The organism is Nocardia stercoris, assembly GCF_003696265.1.
GTDB lineage: Bacteria > Actinomycetota > Actinomycetes > Mycobacteriales > Mycobacteriaceae > Nocardia > Nocardia stercoris.
Genome location: NZ_RFFH01000002.1, coordinates 86423 through 108327, shown reverse-complemented (window position 1 = coordinate 108327; position 21905 = coordinate 86423). Strand labels below are relative to the sequence as shown.

Below are 21905 nucleotides of genomic sequence, written 5' to 3'. Positions count from 1 at the left end.
CCGCTGCCGGAGGCACCGGGGCTCGGATCCGGTGGGGACATATCAGAAGTCGGGCTCTTCGGCGGCCGCCGTCTCCGCAGCCAGCGGCTCGAGGTCGGTGCGGTCGGGAGCGTGCAGTCGCTTACGGGCGAAGCGGCGGATCTGTTCGCGGGTAGCGGCTTCGGTGGGTGAGTCGCTGCCGTAACCGACGCCAGGAACTGAGATGTCCACGGCAGTGATGCTTTCCATGCCGGGGATCGCCACCGACCCGATCCAGTCGTCACCGGTCAGAGTGAGCGCCGCGGTGTGGGTGCCGGCCGCGGTGCGAAGGTGGGCATACGGGCGCAGGTGTGCCGGGACCGGCCCGCGCAGTTGCGGAGCCGCGACCGCGCGCACCGACGCCAGAATGCGCCCGGCTTCGCGGTGAACTTCCCAGGTCACGGCACGTTCCGAGGCGTCGATCAGACCCGGCGGGCAATTGCGCCAGTCCCACCCGGAGGTTCCGCGTGCGAGAACCGAAGTGGCACTGGTCGATTGCGGGCCGGCCGCGAGCGCATAGTCGGACTGCCGGGGTGATTCCACAGCAGTCGTGGGTAACTCGGCGTCGGCGCCGTCGGCAAGGAGATCGCACTCCACCGTCAACGCGGCGATGTCCAGCGCGAGCAGCCCCTCGTCCAGCGGCGTGATGCCGTCCACGGTCGAGGCCGGCCACCACCGGGATGCCCAGTGCGCGTAAGCCAGTCGCCGCGCCGATACCACCGTCTGCGGCAGCACGGCCGCCGCGACGACGGCAACTGCCTGCCCGGGCTCGGCTGCTCGGCGATCGGGACGGCCCGTCCCCACCGGCCCGGCGAACGTGGCGACCGCCAGCGCCGCAGCCTCCCCGTACACCGCCCACAGCCAGTCCTGCGCCTCGTCGGCATCGTCGAGCGTTGCGGTCGGAATCCGTTGTCCGGACAGCAGACTCCAGCTCAGATGCCCCCCGGGTACCCCGAGTACCAGCGTGTCGACCGGAGCCGGTCCGTCCACCGTGACCGCCGCGTCGATCGGCGTGACCAGCACCGCGCCGCCGGGCGCCCCGGCCACCACGATCTCCCCGCTCATGCGGCCTCCCCGCGGTCCGGCGGAATGCTCACGCTCAGTGCCTGTTTCACCCGGCCGCGATGATCGAGGATCACCGACCGGGCCACGCCGTCCAGCAGATCCCACAGGTCGGTGGCGTCGTACAGATCGAGTTCGCGGGCGTCGCGGCCGTGCAGCCGCACCCACAGGCGACGCAGGTACGGCCGCCAGGGTTCGCGCAGCTCCGCGGCGATGACCGCCAGCGGACCGGTCGGCTCGTCGGTGTCGCGGATCGCGAGCCGCCGCGCCTGCAGCACGTACGCCTCCCGCCGCCAGCGGCCGTTGATCACCTGCTGGGCAACGGATTCGTCGTCGGACCCCGCGCCGTGATCCACTCCGAGCGGCCGGAATCCCTGCGCCAGTGTGGTTCCCGCGGCCGCTGCGACGCGCAGAGTCTCGGTGAGCAACGCCCACGGCGCCGAACTGCGGGCGATCTCCGCCTCCACCAGCTCCGCCACGGTCGGCAGCGCACTGCGATCCGATTCGCTCTGCAGCACGGTGAACACCCGCTCATAGATGCTGCGGTCGAACGGAAGCCCCAGTGTCGCAGTCGAAGCCGAGGCGCCCAGCTCCGGCTGATGCGGCACCGGATGCACAGTCAGCCCTAAATGCCTCGCAGTAGGGGCAATCTCGGTCCCCCAGAGCCGAATCCCGCTGTGTGTGCCTGCCCGGTCGCCCACCAGGTCGTCGAACCGTCGTTGCTCGGCGGCCCCGCCGCCGGTGGATCGCGCGGTGGCGCAGGCGTTCACCAGCCCCAGCAGCCGACCGCTGAAGTCGGCCCCGGAAACGGCGTTCGCGGGCCGGCGGCTCCAGGCCAGCGCGAGCAGGGACTCCAGCTCTGCGGCCTGCTCCGGATCGGTGAGGTGATCACGCAGCGCCCGCGTGGTGCGCCCGGCGGTACCCTCGTGCACCTCGCGCAGCGTGTCCTCGGCTACCGGCCGGCTCCCTTCGGGATCGGGCCGCCCCAGCGTGGTGGCCAGTTCGAAACACCGCTGGAAGTACAGGTCCTGCGGATGCCCTTCGGTGATCCGGAGCGACCGGCGCAGTCCCTTGAGCAGCCGGAACCAGTCGGCGGTCGCCCGCAGCACCGGTGCGGCATCGTTGAGCCGGCTCGCGAGTTCACTGGCGCCCTCGGCGGACACGATCGGCCCGGCGCACAGCGGATGCTGTACCGGCCGGATGACGAGGGGGTCCAGGATCAGTTTCACGGTTCGGCGCAGCGGTCCGCCCTGTGGTCCGCTGAGGACCTCCACACCGTCGAGCCCGCGCCAGACCTCGTCCAGCACCATGGCTCTCGGTCTCTGCATTCGCCCAGGTTAGCCGCCGGTCGGGCGTCCCGGTAGCCCGAATCCGCCGGCGTCGGATCCGGACGATTTCTGGGATCGGTAGGCGGAAATCCGTTCGTACTGTTCTGTCATCGGCTCCAGCGGGGGGCCAACACGGAAGAGGAAACACCATGAATGCCACCACCATCCGCCGGGTCACCGTCGCCGCCGTCGCCGCCGCCACCCTGGCTCTGGCCAGCACGGCCTGTAACTCGGGCAGCACCCCGAGCGCGGCCCCGACGTCCGCAGCGGCGGGCTCCTCGGCGGCCCCGGCCGCGCCGGGCGGTGCGGCCCCGTCGGGCACGTCCAGCGTGTCGCTCGACGGCAAGGCCCTGACCGGCAACTTCGAGACCACCTGCGCGAAGACCGGCGGCACCATCGCGCTGAGCATCGACGACGCGGCCAACAGCGCCTACGGCAACCTGGCCGTCAGCGCGACCGTCGACGGGACCACGGTCACCGCGGTCGCCATCGCCGGCACCAAGGGCGGCGCGAACGGCGTTCCGCTCGCGGTCGGCTACGGCAAGGGCGCGCCCGGTGGTTCGGCCAAGGTCTCGGTCACCGGCAAGACCTACCACGTGACCGGTGAGGGTGTCGGCACTCCCGACCTGACCAACCCGACCGCGGTCAAGACCGACGCCTTCGACATCACGTTCGCCTGCACCGACATCGTCGGCGGGTAGTGATGGCGAGCAAGATCCGCATCGGCACACTGGTTTTCGCGGCCCTGGCGGTCGGCTACTACCTCTACTACGGCATCACCTACCAGCCCGACGAGTTCACCGGCGCCATGCTGGGCTGGGTGAACTGGCGGATGAGCCTGCCGATCGTGGCGCTCACGATCGTGCCGATCGTGTTCGCGTTCAGTGGTGAGGGCATCATGTCCGCGTTCACCGGCCGCAACAGTGCCGCGTTCCGGGACATGCCGGTGGGGATCGCGACGGTCCGTTCGGTCCGCCAGACCGGGTTGACGGTCAACGATCAGCCGCAGGTTCGCGTGGAGCTGTCGGTGGAGGGTGCCGACGGGGTGCGCTTCGACTCGCACACCAAGATCATCGTCCCGCTCACCGAACTGGCGCTGCTGCGACCGGGTGTGGTGTTGCCGGTGCGGTACCAGCCGGGCCGCACCGACAAGGTCGAGATCGATCGCTCCAACGACCGAAATGCGATGCAGCAGGCCGTGAACGAGTCGATGATCCGCCGCGGCCTCACCAGCCGCCGCAACCTCGACATCGCCGCCAGCGGTGTCGCGGCCCGGGCGGTGGTGCAGTCGCTGTCGGTGACCGGCGAGATCCGGGAGGGATACACGAAAGTCGATCTGGGGTTGGTCGTCACCCGCCCCGACAGCTCGACCTTCGCGGCCCGGGTCCAGAAGTTCGTCCCGCAGGGCAGCATCGACCACGTCCAGGTCGGCCGGATCGTGCAGGCGCACTATCTGCCGGGCGCAGAACAGGACATCGTCCTGGCCCTCCCGCTGGATGCCTGAGCCGGTACACGAGCAGGGCACCGACGAATGTCGGTGCCCTGCTTCGTGTTTCAGCGAGTTACGCGCTGCCGAAGCCCATGTTCGCGTAGTTGGCGAACGGTCCCTGGGCGCCGCTGTAGACGTTGATGTCGGTGCCGCCGTTGATTCCCGGGACGTGGCCGGAGTCGGTGGTCTGCCAGAACGACCAGGTGTTCCAGCCGCCGGGGACGTCGGGCCCGTCGTTGCCGTTGTAGTCCGCGATCCACAACGGGTACTGGGCGAAGTCGTGGGTGTCGGCCATCGCGGTCCGCCAGAAACGCGGATAGGTGTAGATGATCGGCGTGCGGCCGGTGAGCGCCTGGACCGTGTTGAGGTAGCGGTGGGTCCAGTCGATCAGCGCCCCGGGTGCGAGGCCGCCGGAGGTCTCCAGGTCCAGGACCGGGGGCATGTCGAGCGGGCCGTTCTGGCCGAGCACGAGCGTGGCGTAGAACGCGCCCTGGAGTTCGGGGGACAGTTCGGGGTGGGCGTAGTGGTAGGTGCCGCGGGCCACGCCGGCGGCACGCATCAACACGCTGTCGGGGACGAAGTACGGGTTGACGTAGTTCAGTCCCTCGGTGGCCTTGAGCATGGCGAACTGGTGTCCGGCGGCCCGGACGGCATTCCAGTTGATCATGGTGCCGTTGATGTGCTGCCAGGACGACACGTCCGGGCCGGTCGGTTCAGCCGCAGCAATTCCGGTTGCGGATAAAATGCTGGACGTTGTGAGAATGAGGGCAGTTCCGGCAAAACGGCGGAACCCCCGAAAAGTCGTACCGCGTTGATGCATGTCAAAGAGAGTAACTTGCCCACCTGCCGCGGACGGCGCGGACGGCGCTAGAGGTTGCTCACAGCGTGCTGATGTAACGCTCGCGAAGCTCAGCCCAGCCAGTCCAGGACCGACGCCGCCGTCCAGGACTGCTGCATGCTGCCCAGCGGTTCGCCGGTGAACGGGTCGTAGTATTCGGCGAACGAGCCGTCGCCGGCCTGGCGCAATCCTTCCGCCCGCAGCATGAACGACCGCTCGGCCCAGCCGCGCCGCGCGAACACCCAGGAGAACAGCCAGCTCATCACCGGCCACACCGGCCCGCGCCAATACTCCTGCGGGCGGAAATCCTTCGAGACCGGCGAGGTGGACGGTGGCAGCGCGTACCGCAGATCGGGATGCCCGCAGAACCGCGGCCCCTCGAACAGCCGCAGCAGCGCGCGTTCCGCGTCGCGCGGCAGGCCGCCGCACAGCAGCGGCGCGAACATGGCCAGGGTTTCGGTGCTGATCCAGCGGTCCAGGCGCACGTCGTAGTCGCGGGCGGCGCCGGTGCGCGGGTCGGTGGTCGCGATGACGCCGGCGCGGAAGTGCTCGGACCAGCCGTACAGTTCCCGCACGTCGGCCAACGGCATGCGGTGGTCCTCGCCGATGGTGGCCAGGACGTCGCAGGCCAGGGCGAAGATCGCGGTCACGAATACGTCCTCGACCGCGAAACTCATGGTCGACGCGAGCTCGTAGTCGTCGTAGCCGCAGCGGCGCATCTGCTCGACCAGCCACAGGTATCGGTCGTATTCGCGGTCGGTGGGCCGCTGTTCCGGGTCCACCAGGTGCACGTCCTCGCGCTGGTAGGGCGGCAGGTCGGCACCGACGACGACGTTCTGGTAGGCGCGGTCCCAGCGCGGCGAGTTGTCCATGCCCGATTCCCAGCCGTGGTACAGCGTGATCCGGCCGTGCTGCTTGGTGTCGCGGGCGTTGGCCAGCCAGCGATGCCAGCGCATCAGGTCCGGCCAGCGGCGGTGCAGGAACTCCTGCGCGGTGGCGCGGGTGCTGCGGCCGTGCCGCTGCGCGTGGTCGAGGATGCGCTGCACCGCGATCGCGTGCACCGGCGGCTGCGTGATACCGGAGGTGTCGGGGCCATCGGGTGCGTTGGCGGCCAGCCGCCGGCATTCCCAGCGGGCCGGGCCGGGAAAGTATCCGTCGACCCCGTTCGCGAACACGATGTGCGGGATCATGCCGTTGCGCCACTGGGCCGACAGCAGAGTGTCGAGTTCCATGACCGCGCGTTCCACGCTCAGCGGCGCCAGCCCGACCGCCACGAACGCCGCGTCCCAGCTCCACATGTGCGGATAGAGCTTGGGCGCCGCCGTGGTCATGGTCCCTAGATCGTTACCGCGCAGCAGGTACGCGGCGCGGGCCGCGAGCTGGGTCGGGGTGAATCCGGGACCGTTCATTTTCCCATTCTGCGGTGCGACGCGCAGGTACGCGCTGCGAGGCGCGGGATTCACCGGACTCGCGGCGCGCCGCGTCGCACCGAACCGGGTCCGCGGCGGGATCGCCGCCGCCGGCGTGTGGTCGTCCCGAGCGGCTGTTTCGCGGTTCGGCACCACCGGATCGCCTGTGGGCTCGGGCGTCGCGGCGGCCGTGGCCGGCACGGCCGCGCTGTGGTCGACATCATGATTCACCAGGCGCAGGGTCACCGCCGGTGTCGAGTCCGGTCCGCCGACCGGGTGCGGAGCATTCAACGTTTCGCCTCGTGGGTGTTGAGGTTTATGTGACGACGCCCACGATGCTGAGCGTTACGCATTGAATCGGTCAAGCGTCCGATTCGTTACCGGGGTTCTATCCGCGCAAACCGCGAGGACGATTCGGGTCGACCATGGGTAGGGTGGCCGCGTGACCGAACCCACCGCCCTCGTCACCGGTGCCAGTCGTGGTCTGGGGGCCGCGATCGCTCGTGAATTGGCGCCCACTCATTCGTTGTTGCTCGGGGCGCGTACGGCGGCCGCGTTGGGACCGATTCTGTCCGAGCTGCCGGGAGCGGCGGGGTGGCCGGTGGAGCTCACCGACTATGCGGCGGTGGCCGCGGCGGTGGCGCCGATCGAGCGGCTGGATGTGCTGGTGTGCAATGCGGGGGTCGCGGATCTCGGTACCGTCGAACAGTCTTCGGTGGACCAATGGCGGAACACGCTGGAGGTCAACCTGATCGCGGTGGCCGAGCTGACCCGCCTGCTGCTGCCCGCGTTGCGCGCGGCGGGCGGACATGTGGTGCTGATCAATTCGGGGGCCGGACTGCGCGCCAACCCGGGGTGGGGTGTGTATGCCGCGAGCAAGTTCGGGTTGCGGGCGTTCGGGGACGCGCTGCGGCTCGAGGAGCCCGAGTTGCGGGTGACGTCGGTGCATCCCGGGCGGATCGACACCGAGATGCAGCGCGAGATCATCGCCGGCGAAGGCCGGGAGTACCAGCCAGGCGAATTCCTTTCCGCCGCAACGGTGGCGCAAGCGGTGGGGCAGGCGATCCGTACGCCCCAGGATGCGCACCCGACGGAGATCGTGTTGCGGCCGACCGGCCGCTGATTCCGCGGGACGCCGTCGCGAGACCGTGCGGCAGTCGATCATGTCCCGGAAATGTTGCGCTGGCGCGATGTTCACCGTCTGGATGCTGCGTCTCCGGTGGCCGGGCGCCGCTCGCGCGTACGGTGGGACGGGTATTGATCGGCTGTCCTGTAAGTGGTTACGATGCACCGTTTGTCCCGGCGGCAATGGCTCGCCGTCATCGCAGCGGGTTCCGCCGCGATCCTGTCCGAAACTCCGGTAGCGCAGGCGGATCCGCCCGATAGCGGGTCCTGGGGTGGTATCCCCGGCCTACCTGCGATCCCGGGTCTTCCCCCACTACCCGGTCTCCCGCCGCCCGAACCTCGATTCCCCCGCACCGCAATCGGTCCCGGCACGATCAACGCCCTCCCGGGCGCGGGTACCACGATGGCCCTCACCATCGACGACGGCGCGAGCAGCGAAACAGTCGGGGGTTTCATCGATTTCGCGCGCCGGACCGGCACCCGGCTCACCTTCTTCGTCACCGCCTACTACCCGTCGTGGACCGACCATCGCGACGAGCTACGGCCACTGGTGGATTCGGGGCAGATCCAGCTCGCCAACCACACCTGGAACCATCCGGCGCTCACCAAGCTGCCCGCCGGCGCGATCGCCGATCAGCTGAATCGCGCGAAGGACTTCCTGTGGAACACCTTCGGTGTCGACGGTGCGCCCTACTACCGCCCGCCGTTCGGCTATCACAACGACACCGTCGACCAGGTGGCCGCCGACTGCGGTTACACGGTCCCGGTCATGTGGTACGGCACGCTCAGTGACACCAGCCCCACCATCAGCGAGGACATGCTGCTCGACGCGGCCCGGCAGTGGTTCCGGGCGCAGGCGATCGTAATCGGGCACGCCAACCGGCCCACGGTGACCGGCATCTTCGATCGGCTGCTCGATATCGTCCGGGACCGCAACCTGAGCCTGGTGACGCTCGACGACGTCCTGATCCCGCCTGGTCACTGATTCGTCACCTTTGGGTCGTTGTACCGATTGGTCTGTTTCGTTACGCTGCCGAAACACCACTGGCTAACGATTGGCACATCGGAGGCGTAACCCATGCTGAACCGTCGGCAATGGCTGACGATGCTCGCCGCCGGTACGGTCGCAGCCGTGTCCGGCTGCGGCACAAAGCAGCCCACCTCGCCGGATGCGACGATCGCCCCGCCGGTGCCGGTCGCGGCTGCCCATCCGCCGCTGCTGCTGCCGCCGCCGCGCGGGCCCAAGGCGGTGCTTCCGCCCGGCACGATCACGGCGCTTCCCGGCGAGGGCAACGCGCTGGCACTCACCGTCGACGACGGCGCCGATTCGTCGGTCGTGGCCGCGTACATCCAGTTCGCCAAGGACACCGGCGCCCGGTTCACCTTCTTCGTGACCGCGTCCTACGACTCGTGGACCGACAACGCCGCCGCGCTCCGGCCGCTGGTGGAGTCCGGCCAGATCCAGCTCGGTAACCACACCTGGGACCATCCGGCGCTGACCAAGCTGTCGGCGACCGGCGTCGCCGACCAGCTGGGCCGCACGAAAACCTTCCTGCGGAACACCTTCGGCGTCGACGGCACCCCGTTCTTCCGCCCGCCCTACGGCTTCCACAACGCCACCGTCGACCGGATCGCCGCCGACCTCGGCTACACCGTCCCGACCATGTGGTACGGCTCGTTCGGCGACTCCAGCGTCGTCACCGAGGACTACCTGGTCGACCAGGCCCGCGCCTACTTCAACCCCCAGGCCCTCGTGATCGGCCACGCCAATCACCCCCCGGTCACCCACTGCTACGACCGCCTGGTCGCGATCATCCGGGAACGAAACCTGGCCATGGTCACCCTGAACGACGTCCTGACCCCCCTACCGGCCTGACCGCCGCGACGTCAACGCCGCGGCACCGGCCGGGCTGGTGGTGAATACCGCGTGTCACCTGCCGGGCTCGCCAACCGACGCTCCAGCGCGGTGCAAGCGGCGATCACCTCGAGTGATTCGAAGGCGCGATTGCGGCGGCCGACCGTGACCTGCCGCAGAATCCCGGCCGCGACCAACCGGTCGACGGCTGCGCTCACCGCCGGGAAGCTGCGATCGACGAGCTGGGCGGCAGTGCCGACGGTGAGGATCGGCGCTCCGAACAGCTTGTGCAGCAACAGATCCAAGGCCGAACCCGAGCGTACCGGGCCGAGTCGGTCACGCCACTGCTGCTGCGCCCGGGCGGCGTGCCGCTCGAAGCCGGAGGCGTCCTCGATCGCCCGCGTGCAGGCGGCGGCGAACCGCCCGACCCACAGAGCCGTTCCTTCCGCGGCGGCCGGTGAGTCGGCCGGGCCGAGGTAGCGGTACGCGGTCAAACCGTCCAGGTAGCTCTGCGTCCGTGTCGCCAGGATCAGAGAGACCGGCGGGGTGATGTGCCGGGTGAGTCCGCGCCGTCGAAAGATCATGTGTATCAACGCACGTCCGCTCCGGCCGTTGCCATCCGCGAACGGATGTATGGTCTCGAACTGCGCGTGGGCGATGGCGGCTTGGGCAACCGCGGGGACGTCGTCGCTGTTGCAGAACTCGATCAGATCGGCCATCAATCCGGGAACGAGTTCGGCCGGCGGGGGCACGAATACGGCTCCGAACGGGTTGTAGGAGCTGCCGCCGATCCAGTTCTGCTCGGTCCGCCAGCGCCCGGCGTGCGCGCTCAGGCGCGTCCCGTCGAGCAGTCGGCGATGCACCTCGGTCACTGCCTGTTCGGTGATGTCGCTGCCGGGATCGGTCGAGTTCACAGCTACCGCCATGGCGTCGATGTTCGCCAGTACTTCCGTGGCGGTCACGTCCGAGGATCGTCCTTCGGTCTGCTGCGCCATCTCGGCGCGCAGCAACCGTCGGACTCCCACCTCCAGGCCTTCGATTCGCGACGAGGCGACCGCCTCGGCCCGTAGCAGCAGCCGAGACAGCGCTTCGGTGTCGACCAGGGTCTTCGCCTCGGTATCGAGCAACGCGATCGCCCGTTCCGCGTCGGCTATGTCCGCGGCGGTGCCGACATCGAGCGGCAGCGCGCGCCCGACCAGGAAATCCGGACAGTATGCCTCGAACGTGCCGGACCGGCGGTCGCGTCGGGACAGCCCGCCGCCACTGAGGTCGGCGACCCATTCCTGCCGTACAAGCTGTGCCATGGCTCCTCCTTATTAAAGGTTACGGCACAACCTTTAATAAGGCCCGCGGGATTTCGGTGTTTCTCTGGGGTGCGGAGCTCAGGGTTTACCGGTGGCCAGGAAGATCGGGGACTTGACCACCTTGGTCGCCGTCACCGACCGGGCTGCGGGGGTCAAGGCGGTCAGGGCTGCGTCGATTCCGGCGATGTCGCGGTAGGCCGTCGCGGCCAATGCGTCGGTGCGGGCCTCGATGTGTTCGCGCAGTGCCTTGCCCGCGGGGGTGACCGCGCCGTCGGTGTCGAGGAGGGCGCGCTCGGCCAGGCGTGATTGTGCTGCGGCCCAGTCGGATTCGCTCCAGCCGCGGATCGGGAGCCATACCTCGGGGCCGCTGCCGGTGTCGGCGGCGAACAGGACCAGGGCCTCGATGCCGTCCAGGCCCGCCGCGACCAGGGCCGCGACGTGGCCGTCGCCGCGGTGTTCCCGCAGGGCGGTCAGCGCCTGCCAGAGTTCCTCGACCGGGTCCGCTGGGTTCGCGACCTCGCGGTTGGCCGCGAACAGCGGGCGCCCGCCGCTGGGCGCGCTAGCCACTGCCGCCCGCAACGCCGGCAGCGCGGCGTCGGCGGCCGCGGCGATCTCCGGCGCCATCGCGCGCAGCGCCGCCGCCGCGGCCCGCTGCCGCACCTCCAGCACGGTGTCCGGGTCGGCGAACCCCCACGCGTCGGGCAGTGCCCGCGCCACCATGGCGGGGCTGAAGTTGAAGAAGGTCGCGGTCACCAGCTCCGGTCCGGCGGCCCCGAGCGGCGCCGACCGCGCGGCGAAGTAGCCCATCCAGTACCCGCGCAGACCGGCGTCCTTGTTCGCGGCGATGCATCCGGGTTCGAAATAGGTGACGCTGTGCAGGGGTTCGAGTACCCGCCACATCGCGCGGGCGAAAGCATGATCCATGAATCGAGCGTACCTACTGGATTTACTTTACTGAAGCTAGATTGAGCGGGCAGTTCACCCGGACATCGGCGCGGTTGCGCCTGGCTCCCGGCCGGCATGTGCTGAACGCGAGACCGGTAGTCGGGTGTGATCGGCCCGGCACGCGACCGATGCGGCCGCGCCTGCGGTCGGCCGTGGAAATGCGAACTATGCTCGGAAATCGGGTCGGTGCTCCGGAACTGCGCCTGCGGGCCGGGGCACCATTTGCGTTATGCCGCACAGCCGGATCGTCATTCGGACGAAATCTCTAGGCTCGGGAGGTAAGCAATGCCGAAGGGTAAGCCCAACATCCTGGTCATCTGGGGTGACGACATCGGAATCACGAACCTCAGCTGCTACAGCGACGGCTTGATGGGTTATCGGACGCCGAATATCGACCGGCTCGCCAAAGAGGGGATGAAGTTCACCGACTCCTACGGTGAACAGAGCTGCACGGCGGGGCGGGCGGCGTTCATCAGCGGGCAGAGCGTGTACCGCACCGGCATGAGCAAGGTGGGCGCGCCCGGCGCCGATATCGGCTGGTCGGCCGACGATCCGACCATCGCCGAACTGCTCAAACCGCACGGGTACGCGACCGGTCAGTTCGGCAAGAACCACTTCGGCGACCTGAACAAATACCTGCCCACCGTGCACGGCTTCGACGAATTCTACGGCAATCTCTACCACCTCAACGCCGAAGAGGAACCCGAGCAGTTCGACTACCCGCACGCCGACCAGTTCCCCCGGCTGTACGACCTCGCCAAGCCCCGTGGCGTGCTGGATTGCAAAGCGCTCGACCATGTTTCGGATGAGCCGGACGACCCCAAATTCGGCCCGGTGGGCAAACAGTCCATCGTGAACACCGGCCCGCTGAATATCGAGCGGATGAAGCGGATCGACTACGACATCGCCGATCGCACAGTCGATTTCATCAAACGCAAGCACGCCGACGACCAGCCCTTCTTCGTGTGGTGCAACTTCACCCACATGCACCTGTACACGCACATCGACGAGTCCAAGCGCGGGCAGGCCGGGCTGTGGCAATCGGAATACCACGACACCATGATCGAGCACGACAAGAATGTCGGCACGGTGCTGAACGTGCTCGACGAACTCGGCATCGCCGACGACACCATCGTCATCTACTCGACCGACAACGGCCCGCACCGCAACAGTTGGCCGGACGCCGGCACCACGCCGTTCCGCAGTGAGAAGGACACCAACTGGGAGGGCGCCTTCCGCGTCCCCGAGCTCATTCGCTGGCCCGGGCACATCGAGGCCGGTTCGGTGTCCAACGAGATCATCCAGCACCACGACTGGCTGCCCACGCTGCTGGCCGCGGCCGGGGACACCACCACGCCGGAGGAACTGAAGACCGGAAAGACCATCGGCGACAAGACCTACAAGGTGCACATCGACGGTTACAACCTGCTGCCGTATCTCACCGGCGAGGTGGAATCGAGCCCGCGGCGCGGATTCTTCTACTTCTCCGACGACGGTGACCTGATGGCCATGCGCTTCGAGAACTGGAAAGCGGTGTTCATGGAGCAGCGCTGCCAGGGCACGCTGCGGATCTGGGCGGAGCCGTTCACCACGCTCCGGGTGCCGAAGCTGTTCAACCTGCGCACCGATCCCTACGAGTACGCCGACATCACCTCGAACACGTACTACAACTGGTTCCTGCAGCACGACTACTTCATCTTCTATATGACCGCCATGGCCACGGCGTTCCTGAAGACCTTCGAGAAGTTCCCGCCGCGGCACGCACCGGCCAGCTTCAGCATCGATCAGGCGGTCGAGAAGCTGCACGAGTTCCTGGCGAAGGACTGAGAATTGGCGGACGCGCTCAGCGCCTGGCGGGACGCGCCCGCGAAATCGGCCATCGTCGATTTCGTCGGGCGCGTCACCCGTCCGGGTTCCGATTTCGTGCCGCCCGCCGAGCGGGTGGCGGTGTTCGACAACGACGGCACGCTGTGGTGCGAGAAGCCGGCGTACGTGCAGTTGGATTTCATCGTGCGCTCGCTGGTGCAGGCCGCGCAGGAGGATCCGAAGTTGCTGGACCAGGCGCTGTTTCGGGCCGCGCACGACGGCGATCTCGCCTGGTTCGGTCGGGTCGTCGAAAAGCATTATCAGGGTGACGATTCGATGTTGCGTGAATTCGCCGGGGCGGCACTACATATCGCGGGGGCGGAGTCGACGGAGGATTACGCGGCGCGGGTGGCGAGATTCTTCGACAGCGCACGCCATCCGTCGCTGGATCGTCCCTATCCGGACTGCGGCTATGCGCCGATGGTGCAGTTGCTCCGCTATCTCGAGGGCGAGGGGTTCACCTGCTACATCGTTTCCGGCGGTGGTCGCGACTTCATGCGTGTGGTCAGCGAGCGGATGTACGCGATCCCGCCCGAGCGAGTCGTCGGCAGTTCCCTTGGGCTGACCTATGATTCGGGCCGGGTGCGCACCACCACCGAGCTCGACATCTTCGACGACGGTCCGGCGAAGCCGGCCCGGGTGTGGTCGAGGATCGGCCGCCGCCCGATCCTCGCGGCCGGAAACTCCAACGGGGACATCGAAATGCTGGAGTACGCGACGAGCGGCCCGGGTCCCGGACTCGCGCTGCTGGTCGAGCACGACGACGCGGACCGCGAATTCGCTTACACGGCAGGCGCGGAACGAGCCGAACAGCGGGCCGCGGCCGACGGCTGGGTGGTCGTCAGCATGGCACGGGATTGGGCGGAGGTGTTCGATGACTGAGACCGGCACGATCGAGGCGGTGGGCGAGCTGGTGCGGATCCCGGCGCAGACCCTGCTGCAGGGCGACGACGGAGATCCGGAGGAGGGCCCGGTCCGGGAAGTCACCGTGGAGTCCTTCCGCATCCAGCGGCACCAGGTCACCAACGCCCAGTTCGCCGTGTTCGTCGCGGCAACCGGCTACCGCACTGTGGCCGAGCGGGACCTCGACCCCGCGAATTACCCTGGCGCACCGCGAGAGAACCTGCAACCGGGCTCGATGGTGTTCCACCGCACCGCCGGACCGGTGGATCTGCGCGACATGAGTCAGTGGTGGCGCTGGACCCCCGGCGCCTGCTGGAACCATCCGCGCGGACCGCGTTCGGGGCTGCGCGGCCGCGACGCGCACCCCGTGGTGCACGTGGCGTACGAGGACGCGGCCGCGTACGCCGAGTGGGCGGGACTGGCTCTGCCCACCGAGGCGCAGTGGGAGGCGGCCGCCCGCGGTGGGCTGCCGCATGCCCGGTTCACCTGGGGCGACGAGCCGGAACGTCCAGGTCAGCGGCTCGCCAACTACTGGCACGGCGAGTTCCCCTATCTCCCCGACACCGGGTACGGGCAGACCACGCCGGTGGGTAGCTTCGCCCCCAACGGCTACGGCCTCTTCGACATGGCCGGCAACGTCTGGGAGTGGACCTCCGACCTTTACGGCCCCACCCGCGCCACTCGCCCGTGCTGCGCCGCAGACACTTTCGACCCGCGCCAACCCCAGTTCGCGATCGAACGCCGCGTGGTCAAGGGCGGCTCGTTCCTCTGCGCCGACACCTACTGCCTGCGCTACCGCCCGGCGGCCCGCCGGCCGCAAATGGTGGATACCGGCATGAGCCACATAGGTTTTCGCTGCGTAGAGTGATCCGAGATGCTGATAGCGTAGCGCTATGAATACCACTCGGATCCGTGATCATTCCGACGACGAGGCGCGCCGCCGCATCAAGGCCGAGGCTTTCGCGGCCATTCGAGCTGAGCTCGAAGCCGATCCCGGGCCGGGCGGAGATGCGGATTCGATCCTCGAAGCATTGGCGGCAGCCCGCGGCGAATGACGAGTGCGGGGAAGAATGGTGCCGCTGTGTAGCTCGGAGCTGCACAGCGGCACCGGTGTTACGCGACGACGTTGATCAGGCGACCCGGGACCACGATGATCTTGCGCGGTTGCTTGCCGTTGAGGAACTCGCGCAGCTTCTCGTCGGCGAGTGCGGTTGCCTCGACCGTCGCGTTGTCTGCGCCGGCGGGGACGCTGATCCGGCTGCGGACCTTGCCGTTGACCTGGATCGGGTACTCGATCGAATCCTCTACCAGCAGTGCGGGATCCGCGGTGGGGAAGGGGCCGTGGGCCAGGGAGGTGGTGTGGCCCAGGCGTTCCCACAGTTCCTCGGCGATGTGCGGGGCCATGGGGGCCAGCATCAGGACCACGGGCTCGGCGACCTCGCGCGGGGTGCCCTGCGGGTACTCCTTGGTGAGGTGGTTGGTGAGCTCGATCAGTTTCGCCCCGGCGGTGTTGTCGCGCAGGTTCGCATAGTCGTCGTCGGCGCCGGCGATCGTCTTGTGCAGCAGGCGAACGGTTTCCGGCTTCGGCTCGGCGTCGGTGACTCGCACCGCGCCGGTCTCCTCGTCGACCACCAGGCGCCACACGCGCTGCAGGAACCGCTGCGCGCCGACGACGTCCTTGGTCGACCAGGGACGCGAGGTGTCCAGCGGACCCATCGCCATCTCGTAGAAGCGGAAGGTGTCGGCGCCGTACAGGTCGTACATCTCGTCGGGGGAGATGGCGTTCTTCAGCGACTTGCCGATCTTGCCGTACTCCTGGAACGCCTCGATCTCGAGGCCGTCGGCATCGGTCCAGAAGAACTTGCCGTCGCGCTCCACGATCTCGGCGGCGGGCAGGTAGGCGCCGCGCTCGTCGGTGTAGGCGAAGGCCTGGATGTAGCCCTGGTTGAACAGGCGGCGGTAGGGCTCCGGGCTGGAGACCTCGCCCAGGTCGAACAGCACCTTCTGCCAGAACCGCGCGTACAGCAGGTGCAGCACCGCGTGCTCGACACCACCGATGTAGAGGTCCACGCCGCCCGGGTCGTTCGGGCCGTGTTCGGCGGTTCGCGGGCCCAGCCAGTAGCGCTCGTTCTCCGGGTCGCAGAACTTCTCGCTGTTGGTCGGATCGGTGTATCGCAGCTGGTACCAGGAACTTCCGGCCCAGTTCGGCATCACGTTGGTGTCGCGGCGGTAGGTCTTCGGGCCGTCGCCCAGGTCCAGCTCCACGGTGACCCAGTCGGTGGCCTTGGCCAGCGGCGGGGACGGCTCGGAGTCGGCGTCGTCGGGGTCGAAGGTGACCGGCGCGAAGTCCTTCACCTGCGGAAGCGTCACCGGCAGCATGGATTCCGGCAGCGCGTGCGGGCGGCCCTGCTCGTCGTAGACGATCGGGAACGGCTCACCCCAGTAGCGCTGGCGGGCGAACAGCCAGTCCCGCAACCGGTACTGGACGGTGCCGCGGCCGTGACCGTCGGCTTCGAGCCGCTCGATCACCGTGACCTTGGCCTCCTCGACCGGCAGTCCGTCCAGGTAGCCGGAGTTGACCAGGGCACCGTCACCGGTGTGCGCCGACACCGAAATGTCGCCACCCGCAATGACTTCCACGATCGGAAGGCCGAGGGCGGTCGCGAACTCCCAGTCCCGCTGGTCGTGCCCGGGCACCGCCATGATGGCGCCGGTGCCGTAGCCGCTCAGCACGTAGTCGGCCGCGAAGATCGGCAAGCGGGCACCGTTGACCGGGTTCACGGCGTAGGCGCCGGTGAAGAAGCCGGTCTTCTCCTTGTTCTCCTGGCGTTCCAGGTCCGACTTGGCCGCGATCGACTTGCGGTAGGCCGCAACGGCTTCCGCCGGAGAACCGGACCCGTTGGTCCAGCGCGGGTCGGTGCCCGCGGGCCACTGCGCGGCGGCCAGCCGGTCGACCAGCGGGTGCTCGGGGGCCAGCACGACATAGGTGGCGCCGAACAGCGTGTCGGGGCGGGTGGTGAAGACCTCGACGGTCTCACCGGTGGCCGCGCCGTCCGCGGTGACCGCGTCGAACCGCACCTGGGCGCCGCGCGAACGACCGATCCAGTTGCGCTGCATGGACTTCACGTTGTCCGGCCAGTCCAGCCGGTCCAGGTCGTCCACCAGCCGGTCGGAGTAGGCGGTGATGCGCATCATCCACTGGCGCAGGCGCTTACGGAAGACCGGGAAGTTGCCCCGTTCGCTGCGGCCGTCGGCGGTGACTTCCTCGTTGGACAGCACCGTGCCCAGGCCGGGGCACCAGTTCACCGTCGAATCCGACAGGTACACCAAGCGATACGCGTCCAGCGCGGCCGCGCGCTCGTCCGCCGACAGTTCCGCCCAGGGCTTGCCCTGCGGGGTTTCCCGGGTGCCGGTGGCGAATTCGGCCTCCAGCTCGGCGATCGGCCGGGCGGTGCCGGCCGCGTCGTCGTACCAGGAGTTGTAGATGCGCAGGAAGATCCACTGCGTCCACTTGTAGTACTCGGGATCGGTGGTCGCGAACGAGCGGCGGCGGTCGTGGCCCAAGCCCAGGCGGTCCAGCTGCCGCTGCATGGTCGCGATGTTCGCCTCGGTGGTGTCGCGCGGGTGCGCGCCGGTCTGCACCGCGTACTGCTCGGCGGGCAGGCCGAAGGCGTCGTAGCCCAGCGCGTGCAGGACGTTGCGGCCCTTCATGCGGTGGTAGCGGGCGAACACGTCGGTGGCGATGTAGCCCAGCGGGTGGCCCACGTGCAGGCCCGCGCCGGACGGGTACGGGAACATGTCCTGCACGAACAGCTTGTCGGCGGGCGTCGGACCGGCCAGCGGGCCGACCGGGTTGGGCGCGTGGAAGGTGCCGCGCTGCTCCCACGCCTGCTGCCACTTCCGCTCGAGCCGCTGGGCCAAGTCGGCGTTGTAGCGGTGTGCGGGCAGCTCGGCAGCCGGGGTTGCCTCCGCTGCCTCGGTTGCGCGAATGTCCTGCACGGTCCTGCCTTCATTCATGCCGAGGGGCCCGGATAACGTCGCCCACCAGGGTAAAGCGTCACCGCTTCGGAACCGAAAAGGGGTTGTCGAGAACCGGTCGGCCGACCGGCTACCGACCGCCGGAATCCGGTGGGTGGCCGGGTTCGGGTAGCCTGACCGCGTGTTCGTAGTCGCCCTGATCCTGTTCGTGCTGGCGGCCGTGGCCGTGGTGACCGGGGTCCTCGGCTGGACCGGGAAACTGCCGCGCAACCGCTTCTTCGGTGTGCACACCGAGGAGGCGCTGCGCACCGACGAGGTCTTCCGGATCGCCAATCGCGTCGCGGCGCCCACCTCGGCCGCCGCCGGTCTGCTGCTGGCCTGCGCCGCCGCGGTCGTCGCGGTCGCGCCGGTGATCCCGGCTCTGTCGGTCACCGCCGGTGCGCTGCTGATCGCCCTGTTCACGATCGGTGCGGGCGCGGGGGTGGCGGCCAAGTCGATCGCGGGTCTGGCCCCGGCTCCCGAGATCGGTGGCTGTGGCAGCGCCTGTGCGTCGTGCACGCTGCGCTCGGCCTGCGACACCGCGAACTGAGCGACACCGCGAACTGGGCGACGCTAGGGCGCCAGCGTCCCCGCGTCGGCCGCGGCCGCTGCCGCGGAGGCCATGTCGATCTGCCGCCGCGCGTTCGCCACACACGTCACTATGGTGGTCCCGATCCGTCCCGACCGGTCGTACATGGTCGCGGTTCCCACCGCGACTCCCGCGGCAGCCACGTGGTCCTGGGCCTGTAATCCCACCTCGTTGCCCTCGGGCAGCCGCGCCAGGGTGACCGTCATATCGCTGTTGATGTAGCCGACGCCCGCGGAGCCCCAGTTGCAGACCATGTTGGTCGAGTCGCCGAGGGCCGCGACGCGCTGCAGCGGCGACATGGCCTCGCCCTCGACCACCGGCGGAAAATTCTGCCACACGTGCTTGCGGTCCGCGTTCTGGGCGGCGGCGAAGTCCGGGCTCCAGCCGGAGTCGCCGGTCTTGAACTGGGGCACGTTGCCTTCGGGGTCGGTGAGCCGCACCATCGGGACCGGCGGCTGCTCGTCCGGGGCCCAGATCTCGCCCGGCGGCTGCTCGGACACGGCGAGGTAGGACAGGGTCGCGCGGGCGCGGATCTCGCCGTGCTGCACGATCGACGCGTCGGCGACGACCACCCGGTTGCCCTCGCGCACGATGTGGCTCTCCAGGGCGATGGGCTCGTTGAGCACCGGCATGAGGAATTCCACGGTCAGCCGGGCGGGGGTGAAGGCGGGTCCGGGGTCGTGGGTCTCGAGCTGCCGGGCGATCAGCGCGCAGGCGGCGACGCCGTTGACCTGTTGCGGGGACCACCAGCTGACCGCCGGGTAATCGGGTACGAACCGCCCGTCGCGGACCTTGAAGAACGCCACCGAAACCTCCTGACCGAAACCGACTCTAATTAGAACACGTTTCAGTTCTGTCGCGGTGGCGGGCGGACTGTCCGCTGCGTCACTGTCCCCGCAGCCGGTCACCGGCGATCCGGGCACCGACCTGCCGCAACAGCTCCGCGGCCGCGACCATGCTGCGCACCGGGTCCGGTTCCAGCGCCGCCAGCTCGTAGCACTGTTCGAAACCGGCGCGGTGCAGCTGTTCGGCGGACAACGCGTTGCGGCCGGCCACCGCCACCACCGGGACCCCGGCGGCCCGGGCCGCGGCGCAGACCCCGAGCGGGGCCTTGCCCTGCAAGGTCTGCTCGTCCAGCGCGCCCTCGCCGGTGACCACCAGGTCGGCGCCGGTCACCCGAGCCGGGAAGTCGAGCAGTTCCAGGACCAGATCGATGCCCCGCCGCTGGGTCGCGCCCAGCTCGGCGAGCGCGGCGAACCCGGTACCGCCTGCGGCGCCCGCACCGGGATGGGTGGCCAGCTCGGGATTCAGCAGTACCGACCAATTCGCCAGGGCCGCTTCGAGTTCGGAGACCTGCTCGGGAGTCGCGCCCTTCTGCGGGCCGAAAACCGCTGCGGCACCGTCGGGTCCGAGTAACGGGTTGTCGACATCGGTGGCCAGCGTGACCGCGCAGCCTCGGACGGCCGCGTGCACCCGTTCACCGAAATACCGGGTCGCCTCCGCCAGAGCCGCACCGCCCCGGCCGAGTTGGCTGCCGTTCGCGTCGAACACGTCCGCGCCCAAGGCCTGCAGCATGCCGGCGCCGCCGTCGGTGGACGCGCTGCCGCCCAGCCCCAACACCAGCGACCGCGGCGACCGCGTGAGAGCGGCCGAGATCACCTGTCCCAGACCGTATGTGCTCGCACCCAGCGGATCCCGGACTCCGCCCGGCAGCTTCGCCAACCCGACGACATCGGCCAGCTCGACGACCGCCCGGTCCCCGGACGCGGCGTAGGACGCCTCACTCAGCACCCCGGTAGGTCCCTCGACCCGCACGGTCCGGCGCTCCCAGCCCGCGGCCACGAACGCGTCGACGGTCCCGTCGCCGCCGTCCGCGACCGGCAGCTGCAGCACCTCCACATCCGGTGCGGCACTGCCGATTCCGGCCGCGAGCGCCGCCGCGACCGCCGGCGCGGTCAGCGAGCCCTTGAACTTGTCCGGTGCCACCACAACCCGCAATCGCGCTCCCATCAGGCCATTCTGTGCCATGACCGCCGCCCCGGCAGTGCACGCGTACCCGCGCGCCCGCTGGGCCTACACTCCGGACATGGCGATCGAAGTTCGTGACAGGCCCGAACTGGACCGATTCGAGTTGCTCGTCGACGGGCTGGTGGCCGGTCACTGCGACTACCAGGACACCGGTTCCGAGCGGGCGCTCGTGCACACCGAGATCTATCCCCGCTACGAGGGGCAGGGCTACGGGAAGATCCTGGTCCAGGCGGCGCTGGACGCGACGCGGGCCGACGGATTCCAGATCCTGCCGCTGTGCCCGATGGTGCACCACTTCGTGGAGAGCCGGCCCGAGTACCTGGCCCTGGTCCCGCACTGGGCGCGCGAACGCTTCGGTCTGCCGCAGTAGATCCCCGGACTCCGCGCACATGAGCGGCGTCGAGCCGCTCCCGGTGCGATGATGGATCGGTGGCACGCGCAGAGGAACACGGCGACCGATCCCGACGCGAGTACCGGCACGAAGATCATGTGGTGCGCCCCGGCACCCTGCTCGTGTCGGCTGTCGACCTGGTTGACCCGTCCTTTCGCCGCACTGTCGTGTACATCGTCGAGCACAACGACGCCGGGAGCCTGGGTGTCGTGATCAACCGTGCCAGCGAGACCCCGGTCGCGGACGTACTGCCGCAGTGGTCCGAGCTGGCCGCCACACCGCGCGATCTCTACATCGGCGGACCGGTGAAACGCGATGCCGCCCTCTGCCTGGCCACCGTCCACATCGGCACCGCCATCGACACCGTCGAGGGGTTGCGCCGGGTCGACGGGCGGGTGGCGCTGGTGAACCTCGACGCCGATCCGGTGGGTATCGCACCGCACATCGAGGGCCTGCGCATCTTCGCCGGGTACGCGGGCTGGACGTTCGGGCAGCTGGAGGGCGAGCTGGAACGCGGTGACTGGTTCGTGCTCTCGGCCCTGCCGTCCGATCTGCTCACCGACCGGATCGACCTGTGGGCGCAGGTGTTGCGCCGCCAGCCGCTGCCCTTGTCGCTGTTGGCCACCCACCCGATCGAACTCGAGCGAAACTGACCGGTTCCCGCCGATCGAACTAGACTCGGCGACGAGAGTGAACCCCGGACACCGGGTGGAACGTACAACCTCGGTGTGGCCCTGC

The 21905-nt window shown here is 69.0% G+C and carries 21 protein-coding genes; 12 read left to right on the top strand and 9 right to left on the bottom strand.

All coding sequences use genetic code 11. From position 1 onward, the window contains the following. Positions 1-42: 42 nt before the first annotated feature. Positions 43-1083 (bottom strand): hypothetical protein, encoded by a 1041-nt coding sequence (locus tag EBN03_RS05960; RefSeq protein WP_233608197.1) that lies wholly within the window; start codon positions 1081-1083, stop codon positions 43-45. Next, the gene (locus tag EBN03_RS05955; RefSeq protein WP_122186923.1) at positions 1080-2390 is read right to left on the bottom strand and encodes a hypothetical protein; all 1311 of its coding nucleotides are present in this window, start codon (positions 2388-2390) and stop codon (positions 1080-1082) included. Before EBN03_RS05955 ends, EBN03_RS05960 begins: the two co-directional genes overlap by 4 nt. Positions 2391-2557: 167 nt before the next feature. Between EBN03_RS05955 and EBN03_RS05950 the strand changes: the two genes are divergently transcribed. Beyond that, positions 2558-3109 carry a lipoprotein LpqH gene (locus EBN03_RS05950; protein WP_122186922.1) on the top strand — a complete coding sequence of 184 codons (552 nt, stop codon included), beginning with the start codon at positions 2558-2560 and terminating at the stop codon, positions 3107-3109. 2 nt (positions 3110-3111) lie between these two features. Then, complete coding sequence (locus tag EBN03_RS05945; protein WP_122186921.1) at positions 3112-3912, top strand: hypothetical protein; 801 nt, start codon at positions 3112-3114, stop codon at positions 3910-3912. A gap of 58 nt (positions 3913-3970) precedes the next feature. Here EBN03_RS05945 and EBN03_RS05940 read toward each other — a convergent pair whose 3' ends face one another. Further along, complete coding sequence (locus EBN03_RS05940; RefSeq protein ID WP_122186920.1) at positions 3971-4717, bottom strand: glycoside hydrolase family 25 protein; 747 nt, start codon at positions 4715-4717, stop codon at positions 3971-3973. An 89-nt stretch (positions 4718-4806) separates the two neighbouring features. Beyond that, a complete protein-coding gene (gene ggh, locus EBN03_RS05935) occupies positions 4807-6144 on the bottom strand; it encodes a glucosylglycerate hydrolase (RefSeq protein ID WP_122187321.1) in 1338 nt (445 codons plus the stop codon). A gap of 442 nt (positions 6145-6586) precedes the next feature. On the opposite strand from ggh, the gene EBN03_RS05930 reads away from it, so the two are divergent. The 3 genes from EBN03_RS05930 to EBN03_RS05920 all read left to right on the top strand — a co-directional run bounded on the left by EBN03_RS05930 (position 6587) and on the right by EBN03_RS05920 (position 9145). After that, a complete protein-coding gene (locus EBN03_RS05930; RefSeq protein ID WP_122186919.1) occupies positions 6587-7267 on the top strand; it encodes an SDR family oxidoreductase in 681 nt (226 codons plus the stop codon). Between the two features lie 405 nt (positions 7268-7672). Continuing rightward, the gene (locus EBN03_RS05925) at positions 7673-8254 is read left to right on the top strand and encodes a polysaccharide deacetylase family protein (protein WP_325052053.1); all 582 of its coding nucleotides are present in this window, start codon (positions 7673-7675) and stop codon (positions 8252-8254) included. Positions 8255-8347: 93 nt separating this feature from the next. After that, positions 8348-9145, top strand: a complete 798-nt coding sequence (locus tag EBN03_RS05920; RefSeq protein ID WP_122186917.1) for a polysaccharide deacetylase family protein — start codon at positions 8348-8350, stop codon at positions 9143-9145. A gap of 11 nt (positions 9146-9156) precedes the next feature. Here EBN03_RS05920 and EBN03_RS05915 read toward each other — a convergent pair whose 3' ends face one another. Continuing rightward, positions 9157-10428: a Fic family protein gene (locus EBN03_RS05915; protein WP_122186916.1), complete on the bottom strand. Its 1272-nt coding sequence runs from the start codon at positions 10426-10428 to the stop codon at positions 9157-9159. A 78-nt stretch (positions 10429-10506) separates the two neighbouring features. After that, the gene (locus EBN03_RS05910) at positions 10507-11352 is read right to left on the bottom strand and encodes an SCO6745 family protein (RefSeq protein ID WP_233608196.1); all 846 of its coding nucleotides are present in this window, start codon (positions 11350-11352) and stop codon (positions 10507-10509) included. Between the two features lie 306 nt (positions 11353-11658). Here EBN03_RS05910 and EBN03_RS05905 point away from each other — a divergent pair, with 306 nt between their 5' ends. Genes EBN03_RS05905 through EBN03_RS34035 form a run of 4 tightly spaced genes read left to right on the top strand, consistent with a single transcriptional unit; the run spans position 11659 to position 15197 of the window. After that, positions 11659-13200 carry an arylsulfatase gene (locus EBN03_RS05905; RefSeq protein ID WP_122186915.1) on the top strand — a complete coding sequence of 514 codons (1542 nt, stop codon included), beginning with the start codon at positions 11659-11661 and terminating at the stop codon, positions 13198-13200. Positions 13201-13203: 3 nt separating this feature from the next. Next, positions 13204-14121: an HAD family hydrolase gene (locus EBN03_RS05900; protein WP_122186914.1), complete on the top strand. Its 918-nt coding sequence runs from the start codon at positions 13204-13206 to the stop codon at positions 14119-14121. After that, a complete protein-coding gene (locus EBN03_RS05895) occupies positions 14114-15010 on the top strand; it encodes a formylglycine-generating enzyme family protein (protein WP_122186913.1) in 897 nt (298 codons plus the stop codon). Before EBN03_RS05900 ends, EBN03_RS05895 begins: the two co-directional genes overlap by 8 nt. Positions 15011-15035: 25 nt before the next feature. Continuing rightward, on the top strand, positions 15036-15197 hold the full coding sequence (locus EBN03_RS34035) for a hypothetical protein (protein WP_158675546.1): 162 nt from the start codon (positions 15036-15038) through the stop codon (positions 15195-15197). Positions 15198-15255: 58 nt separating this feature from the next. Here EBN03_RS34035 and leuS read toward each other — a convergent pair whose 3' ends face one another. Continuing rightward, complete coding sequence (gene leuS / locus EBN03_RS05890; protein WP_233608195.1) at positions 15256-18141, bottom strand: leucine--tRNA ligase; 2886 nt, start codon at positions 18139-18141, stop codon at positions 15256-15258. A 160-nt stretch (positions 18142-18301) separates the two neighbouring features. Here leuS and EBN03_RS05885 point away from each other — a divergent pair, with 160 nt between their 5' ends. Continuing rightward, a complete protein-coding gene (locus tag EBN03_RS05885; RefSeq protein ID WP_122186911.1) occupies positions 18302-18709 on the top strand; it encodes an SdpI family protein in 408 nt (135 codons plus the stop codon). A 23-nt stretch (positions 18710-18732) separates the two neighbouring features. Here EBN03_RS05885 and EBN03_RS05880 read toward each other — a convergent pair whose 3' ends face one another. Together EBN03_RS05880 and EBN03_RS05875 are read right to left on the bottom strand one after the other, a co-directional pair. Then, positions 18733-19554: an acyl-CoA thioesterase domain-containing protein gene (locus EBN03_RS05880; RefSeq protein WP_122186910.1), complete on the bottom strand. Its 822-nt coding sequence runs from the start codon at positions 19552-19554 to the stop codon at positions 18733-18735. Between the two features lie 79 nt (positions 19555-19633). Beyond that, positions 19634-20758, bottom strand: a complete 1125-nt coding sequence (locus tag EBN03_RS05875; RefSeq protein WP_122187319.1) for a glycerate kinase — start codon at positions 20756-20758, stop codon at positions 19634-19636. Positions 20759-20774: 16 nt separating this feature from the next. Here EBN03_RS05875 and EBN03_RS05870 point away from each other — a divergent pair, with 16 nt between their 5' ends. After that, positions 20775-21146: a GNAT family N-acetyltransferase gene (locus EBN03_RS05870; RefSeq protein WP_325052052.1), complete on the top strand. Its 372-nt coding sequence runs from the start codon at positions 20775-20777 to the stop codon at positions 21144-21146. Between the two features lie 59 nt (positions 21147-21205). Continuing rightward, positions 21206-21820 carry a YqgE/AlgH family protein gene (locus tag EBN03_RS05865; protein WP_122186909.1) on the top strand — a complete coding sequence of 205 codons (615 nt, stop codon included), beginning with the start codon at positions 21206-21208 and terminating at the stop codon, positions 21818-21820. Positions 21821-21905: the final 85 nt, after the last annotated feature.